This is a genomic window from Subsaximicrobium wynnwilliamsii (assembly GCF_007997225.1).
GTDB classification, from domain to species: Bacteria; Bacteroidota; Bacteroidia; order Flavobacteriales; family Flavobacteriaceae; genus Psychroserpens; species Psychroserpens wynnwilliamsii.
This window is the reverse complement of the sequence record NZ_VORM01000007.1, coordinates 137987-156627: the sequence shown is the minus strand read 5'-3', so window position 1 is coordinate 156627 and position 18641 is coordinate 137987. Positions and strand designations below refer to the sequence as shown.

Annotated in this window: 12 protein-coding genes; 3 read left to right on the top strand and 9 right to left on the bottom strand. The window is 40.5% G+C overall.

Going from position 1 to position 18641, the window contains the following annotated elements; translation table 11 throughout:
* Nucleotides 1–351 precede the first annotated feature (351 nt).
* From ESY88_RS08765 to rpsO, 6 genes are all read right to left on the bottom strand, one after another.
* Nucleotides 352–1551, bottom strand: a complete 1200-nt coding sequence (locus ESY88_RS08765) for a glutamate-5-semialdehyde dehydrogenase (RefSeq protein WP_147086440.1) — start codon at nucleotides 1549–1551, stop codon at nucleotides 352–354.
* Nucleotides 1552–1775: 224 nt separating this feature from the next.
* Nucleotides 1776–2546 (bottom strand): glutamate 5-kinase, encoded by a 771-nt coding sequence (gene proB, locus ESY88_RS08760; protein WP_147086441.1) that lies wholly within the window; start codon nucleotides 2544–2546, stop codon nucleotides 1776–1778.
* A gap of 1 nt (nucleotide 2547) precedes the next feature.
* Nucleotides 2548–3351: a pyrroline-5-carboxylate reductase gene (gene proC, locus ESY88_RS08755; RefSeq protein WP_147086442.1), complete on the bottom strand. Its 804-nt coding sequence runs from the start codon at nucleotides 3349–3351 to the stop codon at nucleotides 2548–2550.
* 972 nt (nucleotides 3352–4323) lie between these two features.
* Nucleotides 4324–5769 carry a glycosyltransferase gene (locus ESY88_RS08750; RefSeq protein WP_147086443.1) on the bottom strand — a complete coding sequence of 482 codons (1446 nt, stop codon included), beginning with the start codon at nucleotides 5767–5769 and terminating at the stop codon, nucleotides 4324–4326.
* A gap of 636 nt (nucleotides 5770–6405) precedes the next feature.
* The gene (locus tag ESY88_RS08745; RefSeq protein WP_147086444.1) at nucleotides 6406–8679 is read right to left on the bottom strand and encodes a polyribonucleotide nucleotidyltransferase; all 2274 of its coding nucleotides are present in this window, start codon (nucleotides 8677–8679) and stop codon (nucleotides 6406–6408) included.
* A 281-nt stretch (nucleotides 8680–8960) separates the two neighbouring features.
* Entirely contained in the window at nucleotides 8961–9230 is a 270-nt protein-coding gene (gene rpsO, locus ESY88_RS08740; protein WP_147086445.1) for a 30S ribosomal protein S15, read from the bottom strand.
* A gap of 181 nt (nucleotides 9231–9411) precedes the next feature.
* Between rpsO and ESY88_RS08735 the strand changes: the two genes are divergently transcribed.
* Complete coding sequence (locus tag ESY88_RS08735; protein WP_147129030.1) at nucleotides 9412–10542, top strand: sensor histidine kinase; 1131 nt, start codon at nucleotides 9412–9414, stop codon at nucleotides 10540–10542.
* 60 nt (nucleotides 10543–10602) lie between these two features.
* Here the strand turns inward: ESY88_RS08735 and accD are convergent, their stop codons facing one another.
* From accD to tamL, 3 genes are all read right to left on the bottom strand, one after another.
* Nucleotides 10603–11460 carry an acetyl-CoA carboxylase, carboxyltransferase subunit beta gene (gene accD / locus ESY88_RS08730; RefSeq protein WP_147086447.1) on the bottom strand — a complete coding sequence of 286 codons (858 nt, stop codon included), beginning with the start codon at nucleotides 11458–11460 and terminating at the stop codon, nucleotides 10603–10605.
* A 78-nt stretch (nucleotides 11461–11538) separates the two neighbouring features.
* Nucleotides 11539–12606: a class II fructose-bisphosphate aldolase gene (fbaA, locus tag ESY88_RS08725; protein ID WP_147086448.1), complete on the bottom strand. Its 1068-nt coding sequence runs from the start codon at nucleotides 12604–12606 to the stop codon at nucleotides 11539–11541.
* Between the two features lie 124 nt (nucleotides 12607–12730).
* Complete coding sequence (gene tamL, locus ESY88_RS08720; protein WP_317128678.1) at nucleotides 12731–15241, bottom strand: translocation and assembly module lipoprotein TamL; 2511 nt, start codon at nucleotides 15239–15241, stop codon at nucleotides 12731–12733.
* Nucleotides 15242–15765: 524 nt separating this feature from the next.
* Here tamL and ESY88_RS08715 point away from each other — a divergent pair.
* Together ESY88_RS08715 and ESY88_RS08710 are read left to right on the top strand one after the other, a co-directional pair.
* Nucleotides 15766–17079, top strand: coding sequence for a M16 family metallopeptidase (locus tag ESY88_RS08715; protein WP_147086450.1), 1314 nt, complete (start codon nucleotides 15766–15768; stop codon nucleotides 17077–17079).
* Nucleotides 17080–17091: 12 nt separating this feature from the next.
* Entirely contained in the window at nucleotides 17092–18477 is a 1386-nt protein-coding gene (locus tag ESY88_RS08710) for a M16 family metallopeptidase (protein WP_189702560.1), read from the top strand.
* The last annotated feature ends 164 nt before the right edge of the window (nucleotides 18478–18641 follow it).

Sequence of the window (18641 nt, the reverse complement as noted above, 5' to 3'; positions counted from 1 at the left end):
ATTTGGAAATTCAAATCAACAGCATATTGCTACTCATTTAATCACAATCAAGTCTATCCTCTAAGCTCTAGCTTCTATCCTCTAACATTCGAAAACTCAAATGAACAGCCCACTGCTCCTCATTTAATCCCAATCAAGTCTATCCTCCAACCTCTAGCTTCTACCCTCTAACATTCGAAAATTCAAATGAACAGCATACTGCCCCTCATCTAGTCAAAATCAAGTCTATCCTCTAGCCTCTAGCTTCTATCCTCTAACATTCGAAAATTCAACTAAACAGCAAACTGCTACTCATTTAGTCAAAATCAAGTCTATCCTCTAATATTCCAAAGTTAAAATGAATACGTGCTACTAAACCCTCACATGCCCATCACCAAACACATAATATTTGTTGGTTACCAGTTGTTTCAAGCCCAACGGCCCTCTGTGGTGCAATTTATCGGTGCTTATGGCCAGCTCAGCGCCAACGCCCATTTGTCCGCCATCCGTAAAGCGGGTAGAGGCATTATGGTATACCGCAGCGCTATCCACTTGCTCCATGAATTTTTGTGCTAAATCTTTATTTTCGGTCATAATTACGGCCGAGTGTCCACCAGAATAGGTATTGATCATCTCAATAGATTGGTCAACGCCATCAACTTCTGCAATTAACAGTTTCATGGCAAGAAATTCTTCATACCAAATGGCTTCGGAAGTGATTTTATTTTCTTTCGGAAGAATATTTCCTATAGCATCATCAACCACCAATTCAACCTTCAGATGGCTCAAAACCGATTGTAGTTCCTTGACTTTTTCAGTATAATTAGGAATGTGCTTATCGATCAAGACCTTATCCAAGGCATTGCAGCCAGAGATTTTTTCAGTTTTGGCATTGATGATCACTTTCAAGGTTTTCTCCCAGTTGGCATCTTTGGCCACATATAAAAAGTTGTTGCCTCGCCCACTAATCAATACGGCGCAAGTGGCATTGTCCTTTACAAATTTGATGAGACGTTCGCCGCCTCTTGGCACGATAAGATCTATTTTTTCGGTTGGATTCTTCAGGAATTCCTGAGTTTCCTCTCGTTTGAGGTGTAAAAGTCTAATCCAATCTTTAGACAAACCATTTTCCTCTAAAGCCTGATGCCAGCATTTTTCAAGCACCAAATTACTTTGTAGCGCTTCTTTTCCACCTTTGAGCAAAATCTTGTTATTGGCCTTAAATGCCAAAACAGCTGCCTCAATGGTCACATCGGGTCGGGATTCATAAATGATCATGATGGTTCCGAAAGGCGCGGTTCTATTGGTTATTTTCAAGCCGCTGTCTAGGGTAAGGTCTGAAATTTCTTTGCCTACTGGATCTTCTTGGGACCTAACTTCTTTGATGGCGGTAATCATGCCTTCAATTTTGGCGTCATTAACCACCAAGCGATCGTATAAGGCTTGATCATCACGATCAAAAGCATCCAAATCTTTCTGGTTGGCTTTCAAAATGGATTCACGATTTTTATCGAGAATGGCGACCATGGAGTCTAATACGGTGTTCTTTATATTTGTATCTAAAAGTTTCATCTGTTTTTGTGTTTAATTCATTTAACTTCCGTTGGGCATTGAAATACGAATGGCGAACCTAAAATTCAAATAATTTTCTAATTTGAGTAGTGTTCATCCTGCTTCAAAATAGTTGGATCAATTCAAGACTCGTACTGCTCGCTTTATGATTGCAACCACTTATATTATCTTCAAGTTGCGAAGCTTGACGTATCTCAATGTGCAACAGTCTTTTTACAGGGATATCAATTGATAAATTTCGTCCCGATATCTTTATTGTCTATAATGTCCACAATCACATTGGGACGTTTGCCATTGGCGATATAGGTTGGGATATTTTTACTGGCAGTGCCTTTGGCAATCTTTAATTTCGAGGCCATGCCACCACGTCCTTCGCCTTCTTTCTTGTTGGAGGCCTTGACGTATTGTTCTACATCTTGATCGACCTTGACTTCATTGAGTTTTCTGGAATTCACATCATCTGGATGACCAGTGTAAAGCCCATCGGTATCTGATAGAATAATCAAGCGATCGGCATCCAATAGCTCGGCTACCAAACTGGCCAATTCGTCATTATCCGAAAACATGGACATGGTTAAAGACGTCGCATCATCTTCGTTTGCAATGGGGATAATGCCTTCACTAAGCAATCCCTCATAACAATTGATCATGTTCTCACGATGTTTCCCAGGATCAAAATCCCGTTTGGTTGCCAAAACCTGTGCGCAACGCATACCGTAATCGTGAAAAATGCTATAGTAATGGCGCATCATGCGCGGTTGACCTACTGCGGAATAGACTTGTCTGCGCGTAGAGGGGTCTTTGATGCTGGTTTCTCCTAAAACCTCTTTCCCCGCAATGGCAGACCCGGAAGAGACCAAGATTACCATAATGTCACGTTCATATAATACTGATATTTGGCGCACCAACTCTTTCAAGATGGGACCCATGATTCGATTATCCTTGTTAGTGAGTACATTCGTTCCCACTTTTACGACTACTCTGTTTGTTTCCATATTATTTTTTTCCAAGTTCTACAGCTCTGTCAAATGCGGCATAAGCTGCGTCCTTGATGAGTTCTTTGATGTTGTTGTCTTCCATGGAATCAATGGCTGCTTGAGTGGTACCGCCTTTGGATGCAACTTTGTCAATCCATGACTTTGGTGAGATGTCATTTTGATTGAAAAGTTCAATGGCGCCCTCAAAAGTATTGCTAACCAATACTTTGGAATCGTAATCTGAAAAGCCCATCTTCAATGCAGCTTCCAGCATGGATTGCATGAAGTAAAACACGTATGCCGGACCACTCCCGGATATCCCGGTACTGGCATCAATGAAATTCTCTGTATCCACGTGGATGGATGTTCCTGTGGTATCCAAAAGATTACGCACCATAATGAGTTCTACCTTGGAAACCGCTTTAGACGCAGTATAAGAGGTCACGCCTTTACCAACTTGTGCTGGTAAATTTGGCATGGTTCTAACTACTTTATCAATGTTCAATTGGTCTTGAATGGTTTGAAGGGTCACGCCTGCCATGAGACTCACGATCAATTGCTGGTCGTTGAGCATTGGTTTCATTTCCTCAAACAGTCCTTCACAATGGTAGGGTTTTACTGCTACAAAAATGATATCTGCTTTTGGCAAACAATCTTCAAGCGATTCAAAAACGTCGAAGATTCCTTCCGCTCTTAGGGATTTGATTTTTTTAGGATCGGTATCGTAAATTCTCAATTTATGTTTGCTAAGCAGTGGCGAAGTTGCCATGCCTTCCGCATAGGTCAATCCCATATTTCCTGCTCCTATTACTAATACTTTCATATCTTCTATTTTGTAAATGTTGATTATTGTTAATCAAGCCTTGTATTGCAAGTACTATACGGTACTACTAAGATATCAATTTAAAATGTATTATTTAGGTTTTGGCAATCTGAAGGCTAAAAATTAAGATTCTGTTAAGTATTTGTCTGAAAAATTACGGTATTGGAAATGTTGCGACGTGCCATTTCGCGCACGCATGTGACAGGATGTCTGTTTTTGTGATAATTTGTCGGCGGAAGCATTTGTCTAAACACTAAAAATTATTCAGAATCAGATACTTGCATTTTGGCGATACGATGAATTTGAGTCCCAATCCTGGTGCTGCTCTTATAAGGAAGGCTTCAGTTTTTTCTTCGGAAGGATTTAATGGTTTAGAGCCTAGCAGAGGTAAAGCGGAGCCATGCAGCAATGCGGTTTAATACCTAACATCCTTATCCAACAGAAGGATTTTCTGTTTTTTGGAACCAAAAAGACCTTTCAGACAATAGCGCGATGATGTTCGATGGGTTTTAAAATTTAAGAGGTTTATCCTGCGAAGCTTTCTGTGGTGAATCTAGAGTTGGTCATGTCAAGCATAAACGGCCCCCCGATTTTCGCAGTGAGCAATGGATTTCATGCTATGAGTTACAATACCTTCCGACTAAATATGAAGCTAAACTACGAGGAACTATCTGGCTGAGGTACATATCCCCGAACTTATGTATTGTTTCTAATCCTTCCGAAAGGATGTTGAGAGACTGAAAATTAACTGCAATACCTCATAAAAAACTAAAGACCCTTCCTCGAAATGAGAGAAAGGGTCTTTTCAATTGAATTATAATGACTTTAGTAGCACAATGATTTTTTATGCTTAATTAAGCATCCAGCAAACAGAGTCTAACATCTAACGTCTAGATTCTAGCATCTAGCATCTAGCATCTAGCGTCTAGACTCTAGCCTCTAGAAGCAAAGCGGTCTAGCCTCCATTTTTTTTTACTTCTTCTCTGCCAATCCCCGGGTCAACCAACCGCTTCTACTAGCCGTGGCAATGGCGTATGGGGTAATCCAGAACAAGCCAAATGTATATAGAATACTGTAGGAGTAGGCCCAAAAGGCTTCAGAAATCTCGTAATGTTTGGAGTAAAACACAACCGAAAACGTAGACAAGATCAAGATGCTCACTAAGGTTGAAGTAATAAACAGTATTGGGTGCATCAACACGAAGAACAACATGAAGACCATAAACGGATAACTCATCACAATTTTTGAGAACTGGCCAATAAATAACAGCCGGGTGCCCAATTTGCTGCCCTCCCTAAAATTGGTAAAGACGTATTTAGACATTTCAAGATTCTCACGTACATTGCTTCGTCCCCATCTAATGAACATTTTATAGAGTCCGCGGTACTGCTCCGGCACATTGGTATAAGCCACAGCATTGCGTTGAAATAAGACGTGTTTACCTTGCTTTAAAATCATGTTGGTCATGGCGCGATCTTCGCCAATGTCCGACGCTTGACCCATAAAGGTTTGGTTGATCCATTCTGGTAAGCATTTATAAACGGCGGTACTTCGGTAAGCCGCCAAAGCGCCTGGGGTACACAATACAGATTTGAGCGCACTTTCCGCAGAGCGTACAAATTCAAAACTCAATACAAAGCTCACATCCAACATTCTTGGTAATAAAGCCTTTTTATTGTTCAAAACCCTGATGTTACCAGCAACTGCACCGCAATCTTCATTGTCAACAAATGGGCTTACCAAGTTTCTCAATGTATCGGGTTTTACAATGGAGTCGCTATCTACGGTAACGAAGATCTCTCCGGTTCCCATATTGAAGCCACGGTAGAGTGCATGACGCTTCCCTTGATTTTTTGCTTGTTGCATGATTTGCAAACGGTCTCCCAAACGCTTCTTGGCCTCAAGCATCCAAGTCCATGTATCATCTAAGCTACCATCATCAATGGATAATATTTGGATTTTATCTTTAGGGTAATCACTTTTTGCCAAACTAACCAAGGTGTCATAAACCTGTCTGCTTTCATTATAAGCAGGGACAATGATGGTACAGGTTGGCAATTTTTCGTCGCTAACCGAATCTACTGCCTTATATTTGAAGTATTTATAAAACATGTACATAAAGAACAGGGCTTTATAGGCAAATAGGCCTGTGGCAACTGCCATAAAGCTATAGCCCCAAACGGAGTTCAAGCGCTCAAGATTAAATTGCTCAAAGTCACTTTGAAGGCTGAACACCAAAAACAGAGATCCCACCATCAATAGAAAGGTACACAACAATACGGTAATTCCCCAAGGTGTGGTGATTTTGTTGGACGCTTTGTTTTTCTGAAAAAAGGATTTTAAGGATTTGGGTTTGGAGGTTTGGCTGCTGTGATTTGTGTGTGAGGATTCGTTTGAAGGTGATATGTCGTTGTTCATGATCGTTTTTTAGATTTGTAATTATAGTTACGCACCAAGCTCGCATCTAGACTTTTTTTAAGTTTTATTTAGCAGTTTGTTTTTTACAATAGGACCTAATTTTTAGTCACTTTATAACCGGAATAAATACGGTAAACACTAATTGTCAATAGTTTAAACATATATAGAAGTTGGTTTTTAGAAATAGAGATTTTGCTTAATTTATGATTGTCGCAGAAAGCATTTGGAGCTAAACTCAGGGGGCAAGGTCTCAAAGCCCTTGAAGGTTTGAGTTAGGTCTGAGCCATTGTTGGGGTTGCCTGCTAACAATCCATACCAAGTGCCCGATTAGATGTTGCTGCTTTCATAATTTAGGTAAAAAGGCTGAGAATGGGATATGAGGATTGCCTTTGCGATCGCGAGGGGCAACATCGGCATTGGTATTGATAAGAATGGTTTTAGATAAAAAAACGGAATAGGTCTCGAAGACCTGTTCCGTTTACTAGGTGAGTCATGATTTTATTTCTTTAAAGTCATGTTATCACAGACCCGAAAACATCCTATTTATTGTGTTAGAAATCTATGCGAATAAAAAAACCTGTCAGGGTTTTAAAACCCTGACAGGTTTGGAATACTATGAACTAAAGAAATTAGAAATTAATCGTCTTTCTTATCTTCTCTTGGTTTTCTATCGTCTCTGCGATCGTCACGGCCTCTGTTGTCACGAGATCCGCGGTTATCACGTCCGCCGCTTCTGTTATTGTCACGACTGTCTCTGCTGTCTCTAGGAGGTCTTTCAACAAAGCCTTCTGGTTTTGGCATGATGGCCTTACGGGAAACTTTTTCCTTTCGGGTTCGCTTATCCAATCCAAAATACTTCACATCAAAGACATCGCCCATGTTCACAACGTCCGATACATTTTCGGTACGCTCCCAAGCGAGTTCGCTCACGTGCAATAAGACTTCGTTTCCTGGGGCATCCATATATTCCACGACGGCTCCAAAATCTAACATCTTGATCACTTTTACTTCGTAAACGCTACCAACTTGAGGCTTGAACAATACAGAATCAATTTTGGCCAAAACCTTATCAATTCCTTCTTGATCTGTACCCAAGATTTCAATAATACCTTCCTCAGTCACTGGATCTTCGTTGATCACAATAGTGGTTCCGGTTTCTTTCTGTAATTCTTGAATCACTTTTCCGCCAGGTCCAATCATTGCACCAATAAATTCGTTAGGAATTCTTCTGGTAACCATTTTAGGCGCATAAGCTTTCACATCTGCATTTGGTTGCGCGATGGTATCGGTCAATTTCTCAAGGATATGCAATCTTCCGTCACGCGCTTGTTTGAGGGCGTTCACTAAGATTTCATAAGATAATCCTTTGACCTTGATATCCATTTGGCAAGCGGTAATTCCATCGGCAGTACCTGTGACTTTAAAGTCCATATCCCCTAAATGATCTTCATCACCTAAAATATCAGATAACACTGCGTATTTTCCGGAGTCACCATCAGAAATCAATCCCATGGCAATACCAGAAACTGGTTTTTTCAACTGTACCCCAGCATCCATCAAAGCCATTGTACCTGCACAAACGGTTGCCATAGAAGAAGAACCGTTGGATTCCAATACTTCAGAAACAACTCTTACCGTGTAAGGACATTCGTCTGGCACCATACCTTTTAAAGCACGTTGCGCCAAATTACCATGACCTACCTCACGACGGGAAGTGCCACGAATTGGTCTGGCTTCACCTGTACAAAAAGGAGGGAAGTTATAATGTAAATAGAAACGCTCTTCACCTTCTTGCGACGGCATGTCTATCTGGTTGGCATCTCTTGAAGTTCCCAAGGTTACCGTTGCTAAAGCCTGAGTTTCGCCACGTGTAAAAATGGCAGACCCGTGAACCGATGGTAGATAATCTATCTCACACCAAATTGGTCTAATCTCGTCGGTCTTACGACCATCTAAACGCAAACCTTCGTTAAGCGTAAGGTCACGAACTGCAGCTTTTTCAGCCTTTCTATAGTAATCAGATACTAAGTCGCCATGCGCTTCTAATTCTTCTTCAGAGAATGATGCTTTTACTTCTTCTTTTATGTTGGCAAATGCCTCAGTGCGTTCTTTTTTAGAAGAACCAGCTTTTGCCACGGCATAGACTTTATCATAAGCCATGTCGTGCACCTGTTTCGCTAAATCTTCATTTGCAGGAGCACGGTCGTACTCACGTACTTCTTTTCTACCGAAAGCATCTGCTAATCGATGTTGTGCTTCAATCTGCAACTTGATAGCTTCATGTGCGAACTTAATGGCTTCTATCATGTCCTCTTCAGAAATCTCGTCCATTTCACCTTCTACCATCATCACAGAATCTGCAGAGGCACCAATCATCATTTCGATGTCAGACTCTAACAACTGTGCTCTGGTAGGATTGATCACGAATTCGCCGTTAACACGACCAACTCTGGCTTCGGAAATTGCGCACTCAAACGGAAAATCTGATAATTGGATCGCTGCGGAAGCGGCCAAACCTGCCATAGCTTCTGGCATCACATCATCGTCATGAGACATCAATTGAATCATTACCTGCGTTTCTGCAGTGTAATCTTTCGGGAATAACGGACGTAAAACGCGATCTACTAAGCGCATGGTCAATACTTCACCATCACTTGGTCTTGCTTCTCTTTTGAAAAACCCACCAGGATAACGTCCTGCTGCTGCAAATTTTTCGCGATAATCAACTGTTAATGGTAAGAATGGTAAATCTTTTTGTTCGTAGTTAGAAACTACGGTACAAAGCAACATACATTTTCCTGATTGCACCACAACGCTACCATGAGCTTGTTTTGCCAGTTTTCCGGTTTCGATGGAAATCTCTCTCCCATCGCCAAGGTCAATGACCTCTCTAAATGTTTTTGGAATCATAACTATTTTTTAATTCTTGTTTCTATTGGCCATTGAGCTTTTCGAAATGCGCAATAAAAACTGTTAAACAATGGTCGCCGCCATACTGGACGGGCAGGTTGTGTTGTTGTAGTTGTTGTGTGGCATATCATGCCTTGACCAATGAAAAACTAATATACCTGTGCCTAAAATAAGTTGTGCACAGGCTATGCTTAATTAGTGACGACATTTAAACTCTATCGCGGGAGTTGACCCGTATATAATAAAAAACCACGCTTTAAGGCGTGGTTTTTTATTATTGACTATTTTCTCAATCCTAACTCCTTAACGATGGCACGATATCTCAAGACATCTTTTTTAGTGAGGTAGTCTAGCAATGATCTGCGCTTTCCTACTAATTTTACCAAAGAACGCTCTGTATTGTAATCTTTACGATTGGTTTTTAAGTGTCCTGTCAAGTGGTTGATGCGGTAGGTGAAAAGGGCAATTTGTCCTTCTGCAGAACCTGTGTCCTTAACGTCCTTACCGTGTTTTTTGAAAATGTTCTCTTTTTCTTGTTGATCTAAATACATGCTAATATTATTGTAAATGATTTTTATGTATTACCCAATTCTTGTTGGGTAGGTAATGAAAGTCGTTCTTTCAAGCTGCAAATATAGTGTTTAATTTGAAATTTAAAGGGCATGGAATCATTTCTTTTGAGTCAAGATTTATACCGAAAAAGATGACAAAGCTTCTGATTAAAAAGTAGTTTTGAAAATCATTTGTTATCTTAACAGCACTATGCCAGAAGAAATTAGCCACGTAAAGGAAAAACTTTTTGAAAATATATTCAACTATGCCAAGGGGGGTATTGCCATAGTGAGCCCTAAAGGGAAATGGCTAAAAGTAAATGCGAGTATCGTTGATCTCTTAGGGTATAGCAAAAATGAGATTTATAGCATGACCTTTCAAGACATCACGCATCGTGATGATTTAGAGTCGGATATGGAATATTTTAACCAAATCCTATCTGGGGAGATCGATAGTTACCAAATTCAAAAACGCTTCTTCCATAAAAACGGGGCCATTGTTTGGGGACATATAAATGTTTCTGTTTTTAAGGATGAAGTAGGGGAACCGCGTTATTTTATTTCACAGATAACCGATATTACTGCTCAAAAGGAAGCTGCTCTGCACCATAATCTTTTAATGGATATCATACAGGATAAAAATAAAACACTCAATGATTTTGCCCATATAGCGACCCATGATATTAGGACGCATGTGGGTAATTTGGATTCAATAACCGGTTTTATTGAAGAAGATTGCAAACCCATAGTAGCACATGAAAGTTTTTTAATGTGGAAGGAATCCGTAAAGAACCTGCAGGAAACGCTTTCGCATTTAGACGATATTAGAACCGTCCAATCCTCTCAAAAAAAGGATTTGAAGGCACTTCCTCTCCATGATTATATCAACCATGCCATCTATAATGTGGCTGGTATTGCCCGAAAACAAGATGTGGTTATTAGTAATAATGTCGATACAAGCTTAAAAGTACGCGCCATTGCCGCTTATTTAGACAGCATCATACTCAATTTTTTGAGCAATGCGATCAAATATAAGTCCCAAGACCGATTGCCAAAGATTGAAATTAGTTCGCGTTATGAAGATTCATACGCCATTATAGATATTAAAGACAATGGTATAGGAATTGACCTCGATAAACACGGCCATCAACTATTTACTTTGAATGCTACCTTTAGCGATCATGAGGATTCCCGAGGCATTGGTTTGTTCATCACAAAAAACCATATTGAAAGTATCGGCGGAAAGATAGAAGTGGAGAGCGAACTTGGGAAAGGCACCTGCTTCTCTGTGTATCTAAAAAATGCTGAATGAAAAATGTCTCCGGAATACATAAAAAAAGCGAACTGTATTTAGTTCGCTTTTTCATTAATTCTATTTTCTTACCGGTTGATTCGTAATCAAATCGAGATACAAATTGACCTTGTCCTTTAAATGTTTACGGTGGGTAATGAAATCCAAAAACCCGTGTTCCAATAAAAACTCCGAGGTTTGAAAACCATCTGGTAAATCCTGTCCTGTGGTATCCTTGACCACACGTGGGCCAGCAAAACCAATCAAGGCGCCAGGTTCACTAATATTGATGTCACCCAGCATCGCAAAGGAGGCGGTGGTGCCACCAGTGGTTGGATCGGTACATAAGGAGATGTAAGGTATCCCAGCATCTGCCAATTGGGCCAATTTTACTGAAGTTTTTGCAAGTTGCATCAAAGACAGCGCGGCTTCCATCATACGTGCACCTCCAGATTTGGAAATGATCATAAACGGAATCTCATTTTTTAAAGCATAATCTGCTGCCCTTGTGATTTTCTCCCCTACAACGCTTCCCATGGAGCCACCAATAAAAGCGAAATCCATACAAGCCACCACCAAATCCCTGCCTTTGGATTTGCCAACTGCGGTGCGCACGGCGTCCTTTAGCTTGGTTTTTTCCTGGGCAGCTTTAAGCCGGTCTGGATATTTTTTGGTGTCCTCAAAGTTGAGCGGATCCTTGGAGGTTAAATTAGCATCAAACTCCTTGAATTTATTCTCATCAAATAGCATCTCGAAATACTCGTTGCTCCCAATTCTTACGTGATAGTCATCTTCTGGACTCACATAAAAGTTGGCCTCTAGTTCATCGGTGTCAATGATCTTGCCTGTTGGAGATTTGTACCATAGCCCTTTTGGGGTGTCCTTTTTCTCTGAGGTGGTGGTAGTGATTCCTTTTTCTTTTCTTTTAAACCAAGACATATATTCTGAATTACGATTTTTAGATTTACGATTTTAGATTTATAAAACCCATAATGAAAAAACTAAAAAACCTGTGTATTATAAAGTATTAACGTTATTAAGGTCTTCGAAAGCTTTTTTGAGACGCTCAACAAAGGCATCCTCACCTTTACGCAACCAGACTCTTGGATCGTAATATTTTTTATTTGGCACATCATCGCCATCTGGATTGCCAATCTGGGTCTGTAAAAAGTCTTTTTTATCTTGAATGTAATCGCGCACACCAGATAGGAAAGCATATTGCATATCGGTATCAATATTCATCTTGATCACACCATAACCAATGGCTTCCTTGATTTCTTCTACTGTAGAACCAGAACCGCCATGAAACACAAAGTCGATATGATTGTGTGGCAAATTGTGTTTTTTAGAGAGAAACTCTTGAGAATTTTTAAGGATTTTAGGGGTCAATTTCACGTTGCCTGGCTTGTAAACCCCGTGCACATTACCAAAAGCTGCTGCAATGGTAAATTGGTCACTTATCTTGCTCAACTCCTCATAGGCATAAGCCACCTCTTCGGGTTGGGTGTATAATTTTGAATCGTCAACATCGGTATTATCAACGCCATCTTCCTCGCCACCTGTGATGCCAAGTTCAATTTCCAAAGTCATGCCCATTTTGCTCATTCGGGACAGATACTCTTTGCAAATCGCGATGTTTTCTTCAATGGGCTCTTCAGAAAGATCTAACATGTGTGAGCTATAAAGCGGTTTGCCGGTTTCCTTGAAATGCTGTTCGCTTGCATCGAGTAAACCGTCAATCCATGGCAACAATTTTTTGGCGCAGTGATCGGTATGTAAAATCACGGGCACGCCATAGGCATCTGCCATTAAATGCACATGTTTTGCACCAGCAATGGCGCCTGCAATGGCAGACTTCTGCTGGTCATTGCTCAAACTCTTACCTGCGTTAAACTGCGCACCACCATTGGAAAACTGAATGATTACTGGTGCATTCAAGGATTTTGCGGTCTCTAAAACGGCATTAATGGTATTGGATCCTATAACATTGACTGCTGGTAAAGCATAATTATTTTTCTTGGCGTGTTCAAAAATCGCTTGAACTTCCTTTCCTGTGGCAACTCCTGCTTTTATACTGTGGCTCATAATCTGTTTTTGTTGAAATTAGAATTCAAAAATACGTAAAATTTGAGTATTATCTTAGGCTTTTAAGAGTTTCAAAGCTTATTTTAGATCGCAAACCTTATTGTGATTTTTTAAGATTGAAGGATTAGAATGGGTAGTTTATCCCAATATTATAGACGGCATTCTTAAAATTGTAATCCTTGAACCATCTGCTGCCCAGCGCTCTTGAAGGATCATAAGTCTTGAAACCAACATCAAAGCGCAGCACAAAAAAACTAAAATCATAACGTACGCCAAATCCAGAGCCAATGGCCATATCCTTGAGAGAACCGAAACTATCAAAGGTTCTGGCATCTTCGTTGACATCGTCAAAAACATTCCAGATATTGCCCGCATCTACAAAAGCAGCCCCATAAAAACGTCCTAGAATATTGAAACGCTGTTCGGCACTCAATGTGATTTTCATATTGGCCTCGTTAAACTCATCGGTAGATTGAGAACTGCCTGGCCCCAGATTGTAAGCGCTCCAAGCTCTAATATCATTGGGGCCACCTCCAAAAAAACTTCTTGGGAACGGAATGTTGGTGGAGTTGCCATAGGGGATGGCAATACCAAAGAAACTGCGAATCGCAAATTCACTTTTATTGCCAAGATCCCAGTGTTTCACATAATCCAACTCCAACTTTGTGAATTGGGAAAAGGGCACGCCAAACACTGTGGATTGACCGTTGTTGTTTGCACTAAGATCAAACACACCAGATAGACTTGCCAAGAGATTCCCTGCCAGTTCCACGCGTCCTCTCAATATTGAAAAATTCCTATCGTAGAGGTTTTCCCGCCTGTCCTTAATGTAATTAAAACTAGAGGAGATGATGAGGTTATCTTCCGTAAGGCGGTCTTTACGTTGTTTAATGTTGTTGACGTTGATAAAATCTGGGTTGGTAGGTTGTAAGGAGGTATTGTTATTGATCACTTCAGAAATAAAAATATCGGCGCCTTCGGGATAACCCAATTCCAGATCGTCGGGTATGTAATTGGCACGCCTTGCAATGGTATTGAGCGACTCATAGGAGTTATTGTAAACCCTGAAATAATTGCCCACATTGAGGTTTTTCACAAACTGTATGTTGAACAGATCCAGATTATTGGTCACTTCATTTGAAGGATACCAATTGTAATTCAGGGTTCCCGTAAAACTCTGTTTATCCAACCCAATATTGGTTTGGCTTGTTGCACTAAGATTGACGCGCGTGCCTGGCGACATGAATTTAGGGATGATCTCCTCGGTATTGAAAGGCAAAAAGAATCTGGGGATGATCAACCGAATGTTCGCGCCAAGCTCGTTAATGTCAAAAAATTGATTGGAGTTATTATTGGCATCCACAGATGAGCCAATGGCGCCTAATGCCGAAATCTCTAAAGTTTCTGCCCCTCTAAAGATGTTTCTAATGGACAGCCCACCACTAAAGGCAAAACCTACTGTTTGAATGTTGCTCTGTGATACTTCAAAGCTGGAGTTGAGTTCAAATTTTTTCCGTGGTATCAAATACACATTTGCGGTTAGGGAAGAATCTTGCTCGTTTTCTATATATTCGATATTTGGATACCTAAAAGCCCTCAGCTCACTAAGATATCTATAGGTTCTACTGCGGTCTAAATCTCTAAACAGTGCATCTTTAGTAATGAAAATTGCATCGGTAATGGCTTTTGGCCTAAATTTCAACTTATCGTAACTATACAGATTGTAATTTTTAAATTGAACGGAGTCGCTTATGGGCAAGGCTCGATTTTCATAGGAGTAGTCGGTAAAAATATTGACTTCCTTGACCTTGTAGGTCTTGAAGGGTCTGCGAATAATGGAATCCACTGTTCTAATGGCACGATTGGCAATGATGAGTTCTGTATGAACCTTGTTATTGGTGTTGATGGTGTCCAGATCAAAAGAGATGTAATCTTGGGCAAAATGATAGTAGCCAGAATTGCGCAGGCGTTCTGTCAATCGGTCCCGTTCTTTGCTATAATTGACAGCATCATATTGCTGTCCTTTTTTGATTAAGGAGTTGCCCGATAAGCTAGCATTGTATAGAGAATCAATGCTAGGGGTGGCGATATAGGAGCTTATGGAATCCAGAACGTAGGGAACGCCCTTGGTGACTTTGTAGGTCACCCTTGCTTTTTGGCTACTGTCTTTATCAACTTCAAATGCGCTGCTGGCATTGAACCACCCTTTGCTAAAATAGTATTTACGAAGCTGCGTGCTTGTTTTTTCGGCACGCTTCTCATCGTAGATCACTGGGGCTTCGCCGGTTTTTTTGAGCCAATTGTTGAAATTCTTGCGGGATTGCAGCTCTTTTAAGAATTGTTTCTCGGAAAGCACTTTGGTTTTCCAGGCCACTTTTTTAGGATGGTCCAGCACCTTGGCTTGTATGATGGAATCGATATTGGGACGCGCCAAATTATAAATATGAAGGCGTAAAGGTGCGCCCAATAATGGCAAACGCCCGTTTGGCTTTTGGTAAAGGAGGCTATTTGTTGTCTCGTTACTTGTTTTTTTACCGTCAACCAAAATCGTGTTGTCCACCAGTAAATGTTGCTCTTTGCCCACACGCTTCATCACATCGCAAGAACTGAGCAGCGCGACGAGGGCAATAATCAAAAATTTATTTAAAATATGGGACTTCAATCCAGAAAAAGTTAGCATTGATAAAAACGTTCAAAAATACAGTTTTATTCTGCGCTTATCCTAACAAAATATGAGGGACTCGATTTGACTTTTGGTTTTACCCATGAATTTCGAAAGTTGCATTTTAATTCTTTTGGCGATCAGCTTCCGTAGATTGTGGTTTAATCAGCAAAAAACGACTTGATTTGAGTATAATCGCCGCAAGATGTTCGGTAGGGATCATTTCAGTTCAAAACCAGTCATGCTATACGTGCCCAGACAATTAAGTGCTTTTTTCAGCCCAGTATTTTAGCAGTATTCACGATTTATAAGATTTGTTAGTTCGTTCATGATTCTGAATCATTGATTCTATGGGCACAGCGATCTTGATTTTTTAACAGACATCCAAAGTGAAAATGGATGCCGTTGAAAAAATGGCTACAAATAAAATTGAGTTTGTGTCTATATTCCGTAAATTTATCTGCTTGAACAACAGGCATAACACATTGCTTAGCTATATGAAAAAACTATTTTTTTTGCTCCTTCTGGGTATTTCGCAACTGGGCAATACACAAATGAAGGCCGACGATGTTCAAACTTTCGTCTTAGAAAACGGGATGAAATTTTTGGTTGTTGAGGATTTTTCCATTCCCAATGCGAATATGTATTTATTCTACAAAGTAGGCAGTCGCAACGAATATCAGGGAATTACAGGGCTTTCGCATTTTTTCGAGCACATGATGTTTAATGGCGCGAAAAAATATGGGCCAAAAATGTTCGATCAAACTATGGAATTCAATGGCGGTGCCAACAATGCTTACACTACCGAAAATGTAACGGTCTATACCAATTGGTTTCCGGCCTCGGCAGCCGAAGTGATTTTTGATCTGGAAAGCGACCGAATCGCCAGCTTGAGCATAGCCCCTTCCATGGTTGAAAGTGAGCGCGGCGTTGTGCTTAGCGAGCGTAGAACAGGGCTTGAGAATTCTCCTTGGAGACAATTGTTTCAGTCAGTACAGGCTACAGCTTTCCAAGAACATCCCTATCACTGGCCAGTCATTGGCTATGAAGATGATATGAAAAATTGGACCCAAGGTGATTTGGAGCGTTATTTCAAGACCTATTACGCCCCAAATAATTGTGTTGTGGTAGTTTCAGGAGCACTAAAATTTGAGGAGGTAAAAGCTTTGGCGCAAGAATATCTCGAACCAATCCCTGCGCAACCAGATCCACCTAAAGTGCATATTGTTGAACCTCCGCAAACGGGAGAACGCAGAATCACAGAGCAGAAAGAGGTTGCCACACCTTACCTTCTGATCTCATACCACACACCTGATTCTAAAAGTGAAGATTACTATGCCCTGAGCATGTTGAGTTCAATTTTGGGCAATGGGCAGTCTTCTCGATTATATTCCGAATTGGTGGATAAAAAACAATTGGCGACCCAAGTGTTTTCTTCTTTTGGTGAAAGCTTCGACCCTAGCTTGTTTTCCGTAGGAGCAATTACAAACAAAAATGTGGATGAGGCAGATCTGGAGAAAGCCATTTATGCTGAAATAGATAAGATAAAAACAGCTGGTATAACCGAAAAGGAGCTCCAAAAAATCAAGAACCAAAAACTAATGGAGTTTTACAGCCAGGTAGAGACTATAAATGGTAAATCCAATACACTCGGCACTTATGAACTCTTTTTTGGGGATTATAGAAAAATGTTCAATGCCCCAGAAAATTATAACAAAGTAAACAGAAAGGATATTCAAGCAGTTGCTGAAAAATATTTTTCAAAAAGCAACAGAACTGTTGGGGTTTTAAAATCAGACGTTGAAAATTAAGGGATGGAATCAATGAAAAAAATAATAGCTATGGCGTTGCTTCTGTTGGGAGCTCCGGTCATTGTGGTTGCACAATCATTTCAATTGCCAGATTATACGAGCTTTACCTTAGAAAACGGTTTGGTGGTGAATTTAATGGAACAACACGATGTGCCTGTTATTGGGCTTACTGCAATTCTTCCCGCGGGTGCCATTTATGATGCCGAGAAAGCAGGATTGGCTGCTCTTACTGCCGATGCGCTTAAATTGGGAACCAAGAATTACAGTAAAACTCAACTGGACGAAGCGCTGGATTTTGTGGGTGCCAGTGTGTACACCTCAGCTCGTAAAGAGTACGCCTCGCTAAATGCAAAATTTGCGGCAAAGGACAAGGATGAGGTTTTGAACATTATCAAAGACATTTTGATCTACCCCACGTTTGACGCTTCAGCATTTGACACAGAAAAAAACCGTGCGCTCGTAGCCATCGAGCAGCAAAAGGAAAGCCCCAGAAGGATCATTGATTCCTATTTTGACGTTTTGCTCTATGGAGACCACGTTTATGGAAATATTCCGCAAGGCACCGCAGCTACTGTGGGAGCATTGAACGCTTCAGACGCTGAGGAGTTTTATAAAAACAATTATTCGCCAAATGGGGCTTCCTTAAACATTGTGGGCGATTTTTCAAGCATGGAGATGAAAACCATGATTAGCAACTTGTTTTCAGCTTGGAAAAAATCTTCAAACCAGAACGAAAACTTGGCTTCAAAACCGCTCTCCATACCTACGGTTTCAAACGTTTTGCTGGTAAATAAAGAAGATGCAAAGGAAACCACATTCTATATTGGTGCTTTAGGAGTTGGCCGAAACAACCCAGATTTTGTGGATATTTCAATAATAAACACCCTGTTTGGTGGCAGATTTACGTCCATGTTAAATGATGAACTTAGAGTTAATTCTGGCTTGACCTATGGTGCCCGCAGCAGATTTGAGTCTTTAAAATATGGCGGTTCTTTTGCGATCTCAACATTTACGGCAAACGAGACCACCGAAGCGGCTTTGGATAAGGCCTTGGAGGTTTTGAATGCGCTGCACAGCAAAGGTCTTGATGAAAAATCCTTAACTTCTGCCAAGAATTATGTGAAAGGCCAATTTCCACCAAGATATGAAACCGTAATGGATCTGTCTGGCCTGCTTGGAGATATGTTTTGGTATGATCTGGACAAAACCTACATCAATACTTTTGAAAAAAAGGTTGACGAACTGGATCTGAAAAAAGCCAATGAAATTATCGAAACTTATTTCCCAAAGGATACCCTTCAAATTGTTTTGATCGGAAAAGCTTCCGAAATAAAAGAGATTGCTGAAAAATATGGAAACCTAAACCAAATTGAAATCAATAGCTATCCCAAAGAATAATATGCCAACCAGAAGTTCATTTCAGACTCCACTTTCAAAATCCTCTTTAAGAGCACATGCGGTATTTTATGCTGGCGAACTAAACGTTACTAGCTTGGCCATTTGTTTGATTTGACATGAAGTTTAGTGTTTTCTGCCCTACAAAAGCTTTTACAATTCTTATT